At 42.2% G+C, this 15,143-nt stretch carries 17 protein-coding genes and 1 tRNA gene; 13 read left to right on the top strand and 5 right to left on the bottom strand.

Annotation, left to right across the window (positions count from 1 at the left end; translation table 11 throughout):
- Nucleotides 1-246: 246 nt before the first annotated feature.
- From pheS to AHMF7605_RS21945, 6 genes are all read left to right on the top strand, one after another.
- The gene (pheS, locus tag AHMF7605_RS21970) at nt 247-1,269 is read left to right on the top strand and encodes a phenylalanine--tRNA ligase subunit alpha (protein ID WP_106932146.1); all 1,023 of its coding nucleotides are present in this window, start codon (nt 247-249) and stop codon (nt 1,267-1,269) included.
- Between the two features lie 103 nt (nt 1,270-1,372).
- Nucleotides 1,373-2,248: a 3-hydroxyacyl-CoA dehydrogenase NAD-binding domain-containing protein gene (locus tag AHMF7605_RS21965; protein ID WP_233219217.1), complete on the top strand. Its 876-nt coding sequence runs from the start codon at nt 1,373-1,375 to the stop codon at nt 2,246-2,248.
- Complete coding sequence (locus tag AHMF7605_RS21960; RefSeq protein WP_233219216.1) at nt 2,235-2,660, top strand: hypothetical protein; 426 nt, start codon at nt 2,235-2,237, stop codon at nt 2,658-2,660. Before AHMF7605_RS21965 ends, AHMF7605_RS21960 begins: the two co-directional genes overlap by 14 nt.
- 118 nt (nt 2,661-2,778) lie before the next feature.
- Nucleotides 2,779-2,852: transfer RNA gene (locus AHMF7605_RS21955), tRNA-Asn, on the top strand.
- A 263-nt stretch (nt 2,853-3,115) separates the two neighbouring features.
- Nucleotides 3,116-4,222, top strand: coding sequence for a hypothetical protein (locus AHMF7605_RS21950; protein ID WP_106932145.1), 1,107 nt, complete (start codon nt 3,116-3,118; stop codon nt 4,220-4,222).
- Between the two features lie 108 nt (nt 4,223-4,330).
- Nucleotides 4,331-4,690 carry a helix-turn-helix domain-containing protein gene (locus AHMF7605_RS21945; RefSeq protein WP_106932144.1) on the top strand — a complete coding sequence of 120 codons (360 nt, stop codon included), beginning with the start codon at nt 4,331-4,333 and terminating at the stop codon, nt 4,688-4,690.
- 251 nt (nt 4,691-4,941) lie between these two features.
- Here AHMF7605_RS21945 and AHMF7605_RS21940 read toward each other — a convergent pair whose 3' ends face one another.
- Nucleotides 4,942-5,343 (bottom strand): hypothetical protein, encoded by a 402-nt coding sequence (locus AHMF7605_RS21940; protein ID WP_106932143.1) that lies wholly within the window; start codon nt 5,341-5,343, stop codon nt 4,942-4,944.
- Between the two features lie 1,173 nt (nt 5,344-6,516).
- Complete coding sequence (locus tag AHMF7605_RS21930) at nt 6,517-6,783, bottom strand: hypothetical protein (protein ID WP_106932101.1); 267 nt, start codon at nt 6,781-6,783, stop codon at nt 6,517-6,519.
- 109 nt (nt 6,784-6,892) lie between these two features.
- On the opposite strand from AHMF7605_RS21930, the gene AHMF7605_RS21925 reads away from it, so the two are divergent.
- The 3 genes from AHMF7605_RS21925 (at nt 6,893) to AHMF7605_RS30835 (ending at nt 9,782) form a co-directional block, all read left to right on the top strand.
- Nucleotides 6,893-7,108, top strand: coding sequence for a helix-turn-helix domain-containing protein (locus AHMF7605_RS21925; protein WP_106932100.1), 216 nt, complete (start codon nt 6,893-6,895; stop codon nt 7,106-7,108).
- Nucleotides 7,109-8,496: 1,388 nt separating this feature from the next.
- Nucleotides 8,497-9,276 carry an APC family permease gene (locus AHMF7605_RS30840; protein WP_199200291.1) on the top strand — a complete coding sequence of 260 codons (780 nt, stop codon included), beginning with the start codon at nt 8,497-8,499 and terminating at the stop codon, nt 9,274-9,276.
- A gap of 20 nt (nt 9,277-9,296) precedes the next feature.
- The gene (locus tag AHMF7605_RS30835) at nt 9,297-9,782 is read left to right on the top strand and encodes an amino acid permease (RefSeq protein WP_199200290.1); all 486 of its coding nucleotides are present in this window, start codon (nt 9,297-9,299) and stop codon (nt 9,780-9,782) included.
- A 30-nt stretch (nt 9,783-9,812) separates the two neighbouring features.
- Here AHMF7605_RS30835 and AHMF7605_RS21915 read toward each other — a convergent pair whose 3' ends face one another.
- Together AHMF7605_RS21915 and AHMF7605_RS21910 are read right to left on the bottom strand one after the other, a co-directional pair.
- On the bottom strand, nt 9,813-10,514 hold the full coding sequence (locus AHMF7605_RS21915; RefSeq protein WP_158267586.1) for a 3-keto-disaccharide hydrolase: 702 nt from the start codon (nt 10,512-10,514) through the stop codon (nt 9,813-9,815).
- 399 nt (nt 10,515-10,913) lie between these two features.
- On the bottom strand, nt 10,914-11,366 hold the full coding sequence (locus tag AHMF7605_RS21910) for a hypothetical protein (RefSeq protein ID WP_106932141.1): 453 nt from the start codon (nt 11,364-11,366) through the stop codon (nt 10,914-10,916).
- Between the two features lie 458 nt (nt 11,367-11,824).
- Between AHMF7605_RS21910 and AHMF7605_RS21905 the strand changes: the two genes are divergently transcribed.
- From AHMF7605_RS21905 to AHMF7605_RS21895, 3 genes are read left to right on the top strand one after another with little or no spacing between them, the layout of a single operon-like run.
- The gene (locus AHMF7605_RS21905; protein WP_106932140.1) at nt 11,825-12,076 is read left to right on the top strand and encodes a hypothetical protein; all 252 of its coding nucleotides are present in this window, start codon (nt 11,825-11,827) and stop codon (nt 12,074-12,076) included.
- Between the two features lie 31 nt (nt 12,077-12,107).
- Nucleotides 12,108-12,824, top strand: a complete 717-nt coding sequence (locus AHMF7605_RS21900) for an IS1 family transposase (RefSeq protein ID WP_106925291.1) — start codon at nt 12,108-12,110, stop codon at nt 12,822-12,824.
- Nucleotides 12,825-12,883: 59 nt separating this feature from the next.
- Nucleotides 12,884-13,228 (top strand): hypothetical protein, encoded by a 345-nt coding sequence (locus AHMF7605_RS21895; protein ID WP_146153648.1) that lies wholly within the window; start codon nt 12,884-12,886, stop codon nt 13,226-13,228.
- Nucleotides 13,229-13,545: 317 nt separating this feature from the next.
- Here the strand turns inward: AHMF7605_RS21895 and AHMF7605_RS21885 are convergent, their stop codons facing one another.
- A complete protein-coding gene (locus AHMF7605_RS21885) occupies nt 13,546-14,187 on the bottom strand; it encodes a DsrE family protein (RefSeq protein ID WP_106932137.1) in 642 nt (213 codons plus the stop codon).
- 137 nt (nt 14,188-14,324) lie between these two features.
- Between AHMF7605_RS21885 and AHMF7605_RS21880 the strand changes: the two genes are divergently transcribed.
- A complete protein-coding gene (locus AHMF7605_RS21880) occupies nt 14,325-15,068 on the top strand; it encodes a DUF421 domain-containing protein (RefSeq protein WP_146153647.1) in 744 nt (247 codons plus the stop codon).
- Nucleotides 15,069-15,143: the final 75 nt, after the last annotated feature.

Here is a 15,143-nt window from a genome sequence, read left to right as displayed (position 1 = left end):
ATGTTCTAAAGGTATTAGGCGATTGAAGTCGGAACAATAAGAAAAAAGCAAATAGGGTAAGATTTACCGGTAAAAAGCCGGAATTAGTCGGTGAATTATTCTTTCTATTTTTACTAATGTTCAGAGAATCAAGTAAAAGCTTCAAACAGATAAGTTGCATTTGGCTTTTTTATAACCTTTAAAGGGAGTATTTATCCTAACGGGTACATTCGCTAAATTCTGATAAAGTGTATATTTGCACTTATGATGTTTGAAGAATTAGTCCAGGTAGCCCAAGAAGTGGCGACCTTTGAATTGACCAATAAGGAGCAGTTAGAACAATTCCGGAATTTATATACCGGCCGGAAAGGCCGGATTGCTGATTTATTCGATGGTATTAAAAATATTGCCCCGGAGCAACGGAAAGCTTACGGCCAAGAACTAAATGCGCTAAAAGAACAGGCTATAGCTAAATTTAAAGCTAAACAAGAAGAACTAGAAGCTGCCAGCTCTGCCTCCACCGAAATTCTTTTTGATTTTACCTTACCGGTTATTCCCCAAACTTTGGGAACTCGCCACCCTTTAACCTTAGTGCGCGAAGAAATAATCCGAATTTTTGAACGGATTGGCTTTAACCTTTCCGAAGGACCGGAAATTGAAGATGACTGGCACAACTTCTCGGCGCTGAATTTTCCCGAAAACCACCCGGCCCGCGACATGCAGGATACTTTCTTCGTGGGCGAAGACGCGGCCATGTTGTTACGCACCCATACCTCCAGCGTGCAGGTACGGGTTATGGAAAACGAAAAACCACCCATCCGGACTCTTTCGCCGGGTCGGGTGTACCGCAACGAAGCTATTTCCGCGCGGGCGCATTGCATTTTCCACCAGGTAGAGGGCCTGTTTATCGACGAAAAAGTAAGCTTCGCGGATTTAAAACAAACCCTGTATTATTTTGTGCAGGAAATGTTCGGCGCCGACACTAAAATTCGTTTCCGGCCTTCATTTTTCCCTTTTACCGAGCCCAGCGCCGAGATTGATATTTCCTGCTTAATTTGTAAGGGAGCGGGTTGCAACATCTGCAAACAAAGTGGCTGGGTAGAAATTGGCGGCTCCGGCATGGTTGATCCGGAGGTATTAAAAAACTGTAACATTGATCCGGTGCGTTATTCTGGGTTTGCCTTTGGTATGGGTATCGAGCGTATTGCCATGCTAAAATACCAGATAAAAGATCTGCGTTTATTTACTGAGAACGACGTCCGGTTTTTACGCCAATTCGAATCGATTTAGACCATAGTCCTTGGTCGATAGTCGATAGTTCACGGCTTCTGAAATCGTGATTTTATTAAATACAAGCCATTACTTTCATTCACTCTTTAAATAACAATTTTCTGTGGACCGTGGACTATCGACTATCGACTATTCAATTAAAACCATCGGGGTGGTGGGTGCCGGCACTATGGGTCAGGGCATTGCCCAAGTTTGTGCCCAAGCGGGTTTCTCAACCATCTTGTACGATATTAATCCGGCGGTATTAAGCCAGGCCCGTCAGGTAATTGAACAAAGTTGGCAACGTGCAGTTGAAAAAGGCAAATTAACGCCGGAGCAGAAAAACGAAGCAGGAAAACAAATTGTATTTACTTCGGATCTACAACAGGTTAAAGCCGATTTAATTATGGAAGCCATAATAGAAAAACTGGAAGTAAAGCAAAATTTATTAACTGAATTAGCTACTATCAACCAACCTAGTACTATTCTGGCTTCTAACACCTCCTCTTTACCTATCACGAGTATTGCCGCTAAAGTTCCGTTTCCCGAAAGAGTAGTAGGCATGCACTTTTTCAATCCTGCTCCGATTATGCCCTTAGTCGAAGTAGTATCGGGCCTGAACACCAATACCAAGGTAGCCGATACGATTTATGAAATAGCAAAACAATTGGGCAAATCGCCGGTACGGGTACAAGATTCACCCGGCTTTATCGTTAATCGGGTAGCAAGGCCTTTTTATACGGAAAGTTTAAAAGTGTTAGAAGAAAACGTTGCCGATATACCTACCATTGACGCATTGATGCGGGCAACCGGATTTAAAATGGGTCCCTTCGAGTTAATGGATTTGATTGGCGTAGATGTAAATTTTGCGGTAACCAATGCTCTGTACGAAGCTTTTTACCATGATCCGAAGCTCCGGCCGAGCCGTATACAAAAACAAAAAGTAGACGCCGGCTATCACGGCCGCAAATCCGGTAAAGGTTTTTATGACTATTTTTAAACGTTTCTTATTTTTTGTACTTCTGCTTACCGGTTTTGTTGCCTGCGACGAAACTACGGATAATCCGATTATTCCTAACGTGCTTGTTAACGAGCAAATAAACTTAACCAATATTCAATACAATGCGCTTCGGCGGGATAACGGATATGTCTATTTAAAAAGCGGCGTGAAAGGCATTATTTTACTGCATAAAACCGGCGACACCTATGCCGCCTTTGAGCGCAACTGCCCTTATCGACCATTTGATGATTGTGCCCAGGTTTCCATGGATCCGTCCGGCTTTTTTATGTCTGATTCGTGCTGCCAATCAGTATTCGACTTGAATGGCTTTGTGACGGGTGGCCCCTCTCCTTACCCGTTAAAACAATACAGTACCTCTTTAACCGGCAACTTACTTTATATCAATAATTAATTTTTCTCATAATCAGGAAGATGCAACAATTTTCTAATTTTTTCGAACAAACAGTTGCATTCCACGGGTTTTTGCCCTAATATTGCCCTCGAATTCAGGATTAACCTAGTTCGCAAACTCCTCCTTAGCTCAGTTGGTTAGAGCACATGACTGTTAATCATGGGGTCCTTGGTTCAAGCCCAAGAGGGGGAGCTTGAAAATCAGCCACTTACGAGACTAAACTTGTAAGTGGCTTTTTTTATTACATACAAATTACATACTTTTTTTGATTTTTGCTTTCCTAAAAATTTTAACTTAAACCTCAAAATGAACGATAACGATACTTATATAACCTATGTTCTATTGATGTAAAAGGCTAGCGTTGCATTGTATTTCCTGTCCACCTGTCAAATGCTTCTCACTGAGTGTAACTTTTTCAAAGCCAAAAGGTAAAATTTTTTATTTTCAGGAATACAATGAAATTATCGCACGTAGCTTTTGTTGATCCAGGATATAACCTCAGTGATTTTATCGATATACCCCATACAGGTCTACCATATAAAAAGCATTTTGCCCATTTAGCGGAAACTAAGGAATTACCTATGTCCGTTTATAATTTTTATTTTCCAGATAATAAACCCATTTTCCAATACTTATGGGTAAAAGGAATTCTTCCCCATCCCATTCCAGTTTCCCGAGTTGCTTTTACCAGGCTGCTTCAGGAAAATAATTCGGATAAATTTTTGTATATACCAAATTATCAGCAAGGGTTCTTCCAGGGTTTTGAAGCCTCTTTTATTCCCTTTGTGGATACAACAGAGCACAGGAAAGAGCTTATCTTAAAAGAAATTAACCGGGACATATCCACCTTCCCTAGTAAGCTAGTTTTGCAGCATAAGGATTTTGCTTCCCCTAAAGCCTCCTACTCACCACAAGGTATTTATGAATATGGCCTAACCGTCGGTAAGGTTTATAAAGCTTGGAGTTATCTTCTCGAAAACCCACTCTTTTATGCCACTACCTTACTTGAATCAGGTAAGAATGCGACGGATACTTCCTTGAAACAGGTGCTTCGGCCATCTCAGAAGAAAAATCAAGCACCCCAAGTAAATCCATTTAAAAAGCTTGGCAGTAACGAAGATTCAATAAAATTGTCCAACCCTGCTGATAGTTCAAAAACAAACCCACCAATAGAGGTAGTAGCATCTTCTCCCCCAGAGAAAAATGATACACTACTTCCTGCTCATTTACCGGAAACTACTTCTCTGAATCTTTTTCACGTTTTCGAAGACATATCTAAATATAAACTGGTAATGAACTTATTTGTAGAGCAGGGCTATTTACAGCCAGCCACCTATATCTGGAAAGATGAAAACAAAGGCTACAAAGGGCTTTTAGCGGCTCTGCTTAAGTACTTACACCGCCAGGGTTATTATAAGAATAATATTGAGCTAACCCCTCACCAGATTGCTTGTATTGCTAAAAATACGTTCGGCAGAACTATAGCTATTATCACGATTAAGAAAGCCAAACCAGAAGAACACCAGCTGCCTTTCATACCTCCCGCCTCCACCTTATCTTGATTATACTTATTATATATTTTATACGGGTATATTCTGTATATTCTAAAATCTTTATACTTGGTTTTATTACCACTTCCTTTGTAGCAGTAATATAAAACACTAACTGCTATGCACGACATCCTCTTAACCCCTATCCGACTGAGTGAGCTGGAAATGCTCATTCAAAACTCCGTTCGCAAAGTCCTCAATGAAGGCAACTATCCTTCTCTCCCTCCCTCCTCTGAATCAAATGATCAACCACTTACTGTTCAAGAAGCGGCTACTTTTACGAATCTGGCGGTTCCCACCCTTTATAGCCTGGTAAGCCGGAAAGAAATCCCTTTCTTCAAGCGCTCAGGAAGCAAAAGGCTTTACTTCTTAAAATCAGAATTAAGAAAATGGTTATTAGAAGAAAGGCAAAAGACAGTATCAGAAATAATGGAAGATGCCATGAAGTCGGTAAGAACCAGAAATAATAAAGGTAGGTAGCCAAAGAAAAGTTTAAAGAATCTCTATTATCGGATTAACTTATGTTTTTACCATCATCGCGTTTACTGACCTTTGATGGTTAGCCATTAGGACAATTTGGGCTTAACCCGATTAATGAATGGGCAGTCTTTGATCACAATTAGGGAGCCTAATTGCTAGTCCCTAGTAAAGCTGCCATTAAATCTAAAAGCTTCGTTCCTCCCGCAACCAGCTAGCTTCAAACTTGCTAGTACCGGACTAAACTGCTTATCTTATAACTTCGAGTATTCTTTCCATTCTAAATCGGCTTTTATCTTAGCAAACATGAGTGGTTGGCTTTCGTGTTCCGCGAACTTCCACTGGTAAGTGCGAGGGCCAAAGGTAGGATGTTGTAAGCGCCATTCCACGGTTAGCTGGCCCCAGGCTTGGAAGAGGGTAAAGATGACCGGACCGGTAGGTCTTTCTTCTCGGTAAGCAATATGGCGGCTACCGGTACTCCGCACGTGCAGGCCAGGTTGGGCCTGGCACACGAAGCGAAGCAACTCCTGGTACTTGGTAGCCATCCCCCCTTGCCGGCTAATCTGCCAAGCTTCTTTGAGGTACCGGTACACATAGCGCAGCAGCAAGAAAGCAGCAAGAACCAGTAAGATAATCCAAAGGTAAGTGGGCGACATAGGCAAGTGCTAGTTAGTTTTAAGTAAGAGTAATGGGCCGAATAAAGTAAATCTATTTAAAAGAACAATTCCTACGATGGAGTTCCCTCCTCGGGGTAAACACAGGCGATACACCTCCAGCAATGGTACCCGAAAAAGGGGGCTTTAGGTAGGGCTCGTATCACAGGAAGAGGTACTCCGAGCGAAGCCTATTTGGGTGAATTTTCGGTTGATTTCCTTTCTGGTGTTTAATATACCTGTAGTATACTATAGTGCCTAAGATTGGGCCTCATTTAAAGCACATGAATCACCCGGTATTTCAAAGGGGTGTTCTACTGAAAAATCATCCGTAATACCCTCTCCCATTTACCTTAATTTGCTCTTCCTTACAGGCACAGGCTATATCCATCCTTACTCCTAGGCCTGATCCATTTTACTCGGGTTAACCCAGAACGGCATTACTTCTACTACTGTTCCTTAATTTTTATTTATGCGGGTGTAAGGTAGGTACCGGGATCCGCCTGGTTTGTATGGAGCCGGTAGTAACCAAAAAGAGGATGGTATTCGAAGAGGCGAGCGAATCAGAACCCTCCTTTTTGGGTCAGCGCGCCACGCGGGGTACCACCCTTTTCAACCACCCCCTCTCCCTTTTTCCCCAACCCAAATCTTTTTACCAAAACCCACCATCGGTACCTACCCTTTTTTGCGCTTCCCTATTGAACCGGTACCGCGTACTGCATCCTAAATGTCTTGCTTTATGCTCCAGTGAAGCTCATAGCACCGCTTTTAGATTTATGCAGGGGTAGAGAGCCTTTCTGGGGCAACCTAGTTTTATGGCCTTAATTTCCCTTGCAGGTAGCATTTCTTAGTGGCGGTAGCTATAACCTACTGGCGAAATCAAATTCACCTTTAGGGTTTGAGCAAAACTTTCCGGGTAGTAGGTTACCCTAACTCTGGGGATGCTGCTCGACCGTTTTCCTGGCGGAGCAACTAACGAGCTTACCTAGTATTCGACATCGAAATTACTTTCCAAGCACCTTTTAGCCGATAAGCAACAGGCTACATTTCCTCTTTGACTACTTCTTGAGTCCCGCTCTTTATTGCTGCGGCACTTATTTAATGCTCGGGTCAGCTTACTTGTGGTAGTAGCACCTGGCTTTAGGTAGAACTATTCGAGCACGGGCAAGAGCTCTACTAAGAATAATCATACCCATTTTCCCATCCCATTTTAAAGTAGCATTCCCGATCTAAAGCCACCCGAAACCGGAGTTTGAAGGGGTAGGTTACTCTCAAGGCTCGATGGAAGTAAAAATAGTTTAAAGCATAAACGGTTCCCATATGGGTCTGAAGACCTTCCTGGAATCGTTTACTAAATACTTCTACATCCGCTTCCTCCTCTATCTCCCCCTCCATATAGAAGGTATCTTCATCTTCCATGCCGTAACTGTATACCTGTACCATACGTGTTTTGAATTAATATTCTGAAATGTTTCAGCAAACTTAAGAATATTTTAAATCATGTTACATATATGCAGCATTTAATTTTTTCTGGATTAGTGACCTTTAGCAGGTGAAGAATCCAGCGAAATTAAAAGCTTTTGGAACACATTTAAAAAACATCAGAGAATCAAAAGGAATCAGCCAACAAGAACTGGCTGATATAGCCAACCTGAATAGGGCTACCATTATGCGAACCGAAAATGCTCAGTTTGCTGTTACCTTGGATGTGTTGCTTTCTATTAGTGAGGCCTTGGAAATACCTTTGCGTGACTTAATGGATTTTTAAAAAAAGAATAGGTACCAATCTGAATGTTACTCCGGGATTATCTTAAAGAGAAAGTGCAATTGTTGCTTTTAGAATTTATTACTTTTCTTCTGTTTGGTCAAAAGATTCGATATAAATTTCAGCTGACTTCATTTCAACCAATTTGCTAACAACTCCTTTTAAATCGAAATCGATTTATACTCGCCCATGCAGCCTTCTCTTATACCGTAATCTATTTCTTAAAGTAATAAGCAGGAACGCTTTTTTCCTTTCCCTGCTTTATTAAATTAATTATTTAGAACAGCCTTTTTGTATTCGATTGCAAAAAAGCATTCGGAACGACATAGTAACCGATTAATTAAACTCGGTTATAAAATTGTCCTTTTACTTGTTAACTGAACTAAGCCAGGAGTATCACTGCTGCTTTTTTCCCTTCCCTATTCTTTTAGAATAATACAGATTATAACCGAAGTTCCATCAACTTTTGGTATTGTATCTTTAAGGCAATCCATGCTTCTCGCTCCAAAGCACTGATATGACTGATGTTACTTTATCCCGAGCCCAATGCCATTCAGTTGGAATCGAGTGTGGGCGGTGTCGCACTAGGATTTTTCCGCCAACCGGAAATTAAATTATAACAAATGTAAAAACACTATATTCCGGTGAAAAGCCAAACGTCGGAAGAAACTTGGAAGAAGGCCTTTTTCAGGAAAATGGAAAATGTTTAACAATGTTCTCCAATAGGTTTAAAGAGCGCTTATCTAAATATATAAGTTAGGGTGATGTATCCGAGAGCGCTGAATTAGCCCAAGTGGTCATTTGGTGGTACCAGAGGATAATAGAGAATACCGTGTAATATTGCCACTTCTGACCTTGCAGAAAGATAAATTTTCAAATCTAATGGCAATTAAATTAGAATTACTGTTCTTCCGGTCAGCTTGTCAATAAAACCAGCAGTAATACTATAAGAAGTTAATGAATAGTAAAATTTATTGGAGTTTGCAATAGAATTGAAAAAATCAAAGGCTATAATTAAATTTCTTATAAAAGGAAACTACTTAAGGATTGCTTCTCTTCTATCTTCCCTCACAAGTGAGTTAATAGGCATCAGGGTAAGGGTGCTCTTGGGAGATTATATTGAATTTGGAACCATTTACATTAAGTTTCTATGTTAATCTAATCCTTATTTATCATATAATTGGTTATGAGACCATGGACTCCCAAAATAAAATAGGTTGGACCAACCACTCAAAGGCACATTACCTTTTCTGGTAGGAGGAATAACGCCGCTTTTCCTCCCGGGTACTTTCCCTAAAATGAAACAATGGTTCTCTTTAGCAGTTACTATGCTGGCCAGGCCTTACAGAAGGCTATCTAGTTTTAGGAAAAAGGCCAACTACCTATTTTTTATGCAGCATACTACGGGGAGTAGCCCTTCAACCGAAGAAGGTTTAAAAAGAGAAATAGGCCTGTGGGGGTTAACCGCCAATATCATCAATGTGGTTATAGGCTCGGGCATCTTTGTTTTGCCGGCAGTCGTTAGCCAAGGCCTGGGAGCAGCGGGGATAGTAGCTTACCTGTTTTGTGGCTTTCTCATCACCATCATCCTGCTCTGTTTTGCCGAGGTCGGTAGTCAAATAACCGTGACCGGCGGGGCTTACGCGTATATTGAAGCTGCCTTTGGCCAGTACTGGGGCTTTCTAACCATTAATCTCTTTATTTTGGGGGCTTCCTTGATGGCCACAGCGGCGGTGGCCAATGCTCTGGCCGACACTCTATCTTACTTGGTGCCCCTTTTCACGAACCAGCTATTTAGAGCCGCTTTTTTTGTGGTGCTATTTGCGAGTCTAACCCTGGTTAATGTAATCGGGGTAAAGCAAGGCATCCGCCTGGTAAAGCTAACCACGATCGCTAAATTGACGCCCTTGCTACTTTTAGTGCTCTGGGGATCCACCCACATCTCGGTCCAGAACCTACAATGGGAGCGGGTACCCGCACTCTCCGATTTTGGCAGTGTTTCCCTGATTCTTTTTTTTGCTTTTCAAGGCGCTGAAAATAGTTTAAGCGTGAGTGGGGAAGTTCGTAACCCGCAAAAAACGATCCCCAAAGGCATCTTGTTGAGTTTATTAGTTATTTTGTTGCTGTATATCGGGGGGACTCCTTCCCGCAGTACCAGACAGCTCCCTTAGCGGAAGTAGCTCAGAGAATCATGGGTCCTTTCGGCGTAACCTTGATGATCCTGGGAGCTTCCATTTCCATGTTTGGTTATCTAAGCGGGGATATCTTGAATATGCCGCGGGTATTATTCCGTTCGGCTAAGGATGGCGTAATTCCTATCCGATCATTAGCGCTGATCCATCCGAAATTTGCCACGCCCTATGTTTCGGTAATCGCCTTTACCGTTTTAAGCTGTGTGCTGGCTATTACGGGAGAATTCAAGCAGTTAGCCGTTTTATCTTCTTCTTCGGTGCTGCTTATTTATTTAGGGGTGGCCTTAGCAGTTATTAAACTAAGAATCAACCAGCTACCGGAAACTTCCGCTTTTAGAATTCCCGGCGGCTATACGGTGCCCTTGCTAGCAGTAGCAACGATTCTGGCTTTTTTATATAATTTGACCCAAGCCGAGATGATGGGCATGATTATTACCCTGGTCGTATTAAGTAGCGTGTTCTACCTGCTAAAGTATTTTAAATAACTGGTATTCTTTGAGGCGCGCGTAAATCAATTAAAGTTGCTTGATTTTTATGTTCCGGTAGATGACTTTGCCCGCATTTTGCAAACCAATATGTCCGGATTTGGCGATGCCGTACTGCGGAACCTGGGCCCATTTGCCAGCGGCTTTGTGGGCCTTCCAATCGGTACTGCCAATTTCATACGTTACTACCTTAACGCCATTTAACCAATGCTCTACCTGGGGATATTTAACAATGATTCTGGTAGAATTCCACTCTCCAACTGACTTAACTTTGGCGCCATCGGGAGCATACATATCATAGCTGGCAGCGGTGTACTGATTCGGTTGCATTTTCTTCGGCCAGCCTTTATCATCCAGGATCTGATACTCGGGAGCCGCTTCGTAGATGGGCTGAGCACTGCCTTTCGGAACATTATAAAAAATACCGGAACTGTTAGCCGGAGCTATTTTCCAGTCTAAAGACAATTCAAAGTTTTCATAAGCTTGTTTGGTGATCAAATCTTGGTTGGCGTCCCATCCTGCGCCGGACCCATGTAATTCGCCATTCGTAAGTTCCCAACCTTGCAGGGGACCTTCATTATACATTTTCCATTGATCCAAATTGTTACCTTCTAACAAGAAAACCCAGTCGGAAGTTGGTTGCCCGGTAGTCCGGGTTTCCTGTTTATTAGAGGTATTACTGGAGCAGGAATACAGTGCCAAAACTCCGAGGAGTAAAAATAATTTATGCATAGGAATCATGATTAGGCAGTTTGATGAGCCGCCCCTAAAGTAAGGTATTATTTACTTTAAAATAGTGGTTGGTGCAGGAATAAAAGCAATAGATTTTGCTTATGCAAATAGATGGCGGCTGCCTTTTGTTTGGTAAGGTTGAGTGAACCTGCAACAATCTCCTTATGTTTTCAGGTATTATTGCAAAATAATTGGACGAAAATTTCTAATAAGTTAACCGTTTTATTAAGCTTAGACAGCTTAGTTTAACTTAACCGTACTTATCAGACCTGGCTGACCGAGTAGGAGGAGAAAGTAACTTTTAGAATTTGGATAGCTCGCTGCCTCGCCAGGATTTGATTCTTGCAATAATAGTTTTTATCGTTACAGACAATCAACAGCCTTACTCGTTCATTAATTCTATGCGGTAGCCGCAGGTAGGACCATTAACAGTTTCCCTAAAGGCCCGGCGACCCAGTTTTTTATATAGTGGTTCACTAATTCGGGCTCGGCAATAAATTGAACGCAACCGCCACCCCCATGCTTTTGGGAAAGTTGACGAGCGTATCCTACTAAAGTAAGCGCCACCCCGGAATAAAGTTTATTTCTGCCAATATTAAAGGGAGCACTTTCTATCAGATGAATATAGACGTGGTCCGGCTTAAGTTCTAAACTTATAATGCCCTGAATAATGGTCGGGTGTTTGGTAACCGTCACTTTAAAAACCTGCCGCTGAAGATGCGTAAATTCAACCGTCCAGTCAAAGCGCCACCCATTTTTCTTAGATATTTCTTTGAATTCTGCCGGGGTTAACGGCGAGATTTCGGTGAGAAGGTATTCGTTGAGGACATTATTTTTAATAATCCCGGCCATCTTATTAACGAAAGCAAGTCGTAAGGGTTAGTAGTTTCTCTGGCATAAAGTTCTCTAAACGGACACTTTAGTAAGGTAGTTTTTATTCTCTGGTGCGCCATAGCGGCCTGAAGGCCAACTAACAGCTAAAGAAAGTCGTTTGCGACTCAGCTGTAGTAATTCCTTGCCGGTTTCATTTAGCTTTAGCGCTTTTACTCTTCTAACCTATTCCTCTTATTGGAGGTGCTTTATCCCCGGTACCCGAAGCACTTATACCGCAAATCTACCACTTACGAAACGTTGATCACCAGCTGTGAAATGGAGTTCCTATTCTGCTGAGTGATCTACTACCTTTCTTAAAACAAAATACCTCATCTATTTGGACAATCTAATTACTCTAAACCAGAATACTAACCTTAAACTCTTCATTATAGAACGCTTTTAAATTTTATTATTCACTTAAAAAACCTAAAACAATCATGAAAAAGATGCAAATGATGGTATTGGCAGTTCTCGTATTAAGCTCTTGCAGCAAAGATAGGGAGGAAATAGCGCCAAAAATGAAGGAAACTACTTCTGCCTCCCAGCTAGTACAGGATCAGGAGTCTTTAACCAAACAAAAGCTCCAGCAGATAGTGGCCCAGGTAGTGGCCCAAAGTAAGAAAAACCCTAAACTACCGGCAGATTTCAATAAAAAAGTTGGTAGTGGTAAAGAAAGTATGATGGGATAAAAAGAGGCAGTGAAGTGTTTAAGATGATGGAATGTTCGAAGTTCAGATCAAAATAAACTGTCCCCACTGCCAGAGCAGCAAGGTAGTAAAAAATGGCAAGAAAAAGAATGGTTCTCAGAACCTTCTATGTCGTAATTGCCAGAAGCAATTTCAGCCAATATATCGCTATAGAGGAGCGGATCCGACTACCAAGCGGTTGATACGGCGTCTTCTGGAAAGAAATAATGGTGTTCGTGACATTGAAAAGTTGCTGGAAGTGAGTAGAAAGTGTGTGCTAAGCAACTTGTGCCGACAGGGGAATGCCCTTAAGATTCAACCAACCCAAAAGCATTATAGATCCGTACAGATCGATGAAGTCTGGAGCTTTGTCGGAAAGCGCAAGAAAGGAAAATACTGGTTGTTGTATGCTTACTGTCCCCAAACAGATGAAGTACTGGCTTATAGTTGTGGCGGCCGAAGCGCTAAAACAGTACGCCAGCTACTCAAAAAGCTAAAAGGAGTGGAAATAGAACAATATTGTACTGATCATTGGAAAGCGTTTGCTCAGGTAATCCCCCCGACAAAGCACACGATAGGAAAAGCTTACACTAAAAACATAGAAGGCGTGAATACTTGCATCAGAGCCAGAAACAGACGGTTCGTCAGAAAAACAACCTGCTTCTCCAAAAAGAAGGAAAACCATTTAGCAAGTCTAAACCTGATGTTTGACTATCGCAATAGACATAAAGCCAAACATCATACTTTGTAGTCCACAACTAAAAAGTTGCCGGAGGGGTTGCTCATGTATTGGTACCTACGATAAGCGGAGTGGCTCCCCTTACGAGCCAGGAAATACTTTCTATGTCCGTTCGCAACGGCACCATTTCACCCGAAGAAAAGCGGGTATTTTCCCTTTTATTAAGTAAGTTGAATTTCCGGAACCCGAACAGCATTCGCGATGCCCGAAAGGTATTAATTCCGTTTAAACCTACTACCGCAGTAGGAAGCAGCATCGTGAGAAATCTACAAGGTATTCTTACGCCGACTGAAGAACCCGAGGGAAATGCCGTGAATGGGGGTTCTGCGGGAAAAGCGGCTGGGGCCATCCTTGGAGCCCTTATAGGGTTTGGTGCGGGTGGTTTACCGGGAGCTGCTGTGGGCAACAGTTGGTAGTGCGGTGGGAGAAGCTGTTCTGTTGGCGATGCGATTGACGATGCGATTAACGAAGAAGGGGAAGGCGGCGAAGAAGAAAAATAAGTTTATCTACTTTCAAGTCTCCTCCCCCTTCGGTGAAGGTAAAACCTCACCGAAGGGGGAAGAGACGGTTAAGACAATTTTCTTTTTCTATTTTTTAGATGTTGCCATAAGGTCTGTCTCAGAAATAGGGGTGAAATTTTATTTCACGAAAGGACTAATTTTCTGCTAATTAATTTAGATCATTTAACATAACTTGACTTATGAGGACAAATTTATTCGAATAGAAAAGTATTTTACTCAGTTTCTATTTTTTTGTAAACATACCCTTTAAGCTGGTAAGTAGAAATAGGAATTTGGGCCGATAAAGCCGTCTTCAACCAAGGCATTAACTGCTCAGGGGTGATATTTTGAAAAGCCATCGATTGCCCGCAAGCCGTAAACTTAACGCCTATCGCTTGTAGTTCTTGGAACAAGACCGTATTAGGATTATCTGTCTGGTACTTTTCTTTATATAGGGCATTAGTATAGAACGATTTCAAAGCCCCGCCATGAACCACCACAACCACCTCCAAATTATTTTTAGGAACTCCGGCGGCAATATGCGTATTAATGGCGCGGGCAACCTCGGCCAGTCCGTCGTTTATTTCCTTAGCTGCCAAATTATCTTTGATCCCCGTCGACACATCCATTAATAATTTATACTTTAGGTTTGCATCGGGCTTTTCATTCACCTTTTCTACCGGCACCACCCCGGAATACTTGCTGCTTTTGATCAGCGGATAGATCGCCTGAGAGGCAACAAATGTTCGGAAGGCTTGAAACCGCGACTCCGTAGAGCGGGCAGTGGAAGTTACCGGAGTAATAGTGGCGGATTGTGCCTGGGCAGAGATAATAATAAATAGGAATACGAAAGCCATTAGGGCCAGTCTTTTCATGACACTGAATTGGTTAGTGGAAAGATAAAGATACCCCAATCTAGGGGATAAAAAAACTACCGACACCAGCCGAATCTACCGAAGCCCACTTATGTGACTCTTCCATTGGCAATAGCTATTGCTTTTATCCCCCAATCTTGTATACTTTCCATAATACGTTAGTAAAAATGTTGCTTATGAAAGAAACTGTTCCATTTGATTGGTCCCGCATCTGGTTGGGGGAAGAAGCACCTCTTACCTTCCTGGGGGAAGTCCTTTTCCGGAGTGTGCTCATGTATTTATTAATATTACTCACGCTACGCATCATGGGAAAGCGAGGCATCAAACAACTTTCCCTGTTTGAATTTAGTATTATTTTAGCTTTAGGTTCGGCCGCTGGCGATCCCATGTTTTATGAAGATGTTCCAATTATGCATGCGGTGGCTGTCTTTGCTGTAATTCTGGCTTTATATGTCTTGTTTAACTACTGGACCGAACAAAGCGAACGGGTAGAAACCTGGTTGGAAGGAAAGGCTACTTGTATCTTAGAAGACGGAGAAATTAACTTAAGCGCTTTTAAAAGTCAAAAGTTAACTTATCGAGAGTTCTTTGGCGAAATGCGGCAATATCAGGTGGAACATTTAGGACAGGTCCGAAAAGTATATCTGGAATCCACCGGGGAAATCAGTCTGTACTTTTTTGAGGAATCCGCCATCAAAGCGGGTTTACCGATCTTTCCGGAAGTTTTAGCCCAGGCGCGCCAGGAGATATCATTGATTGGCTGGTATGCTTGTAAGAGCTGTGGCCATGTGCAAGAACTCCAGCCCACCCCTAAGCACGCTTGTTCGAAATGCCAGCAGGAGCTCTGGCTAGAAGCGTGTCGCACTAAACGCATTACTTAGGAGTAGCGGATACCAAGCTCGGGAAGGTAATATAAGAACCTCCCTCGCGGAATCTCTTGAAAAGCATCTCAGAAA

The organism is Adhaeribacter arboris (assembly GCF_003023845.1).
Lineage (GTDB): Bacteria > Bacteroidota > Bacteroidia > Cytophagales > Hymenobacteraceae > Adhaeribacter > Adhaeribacter arboris.
The sequence above is the reverse complement of the archived record's forward strand: the minus strand, read 5'-3'. Positions and strand labels throughout refer to the sequence as shown.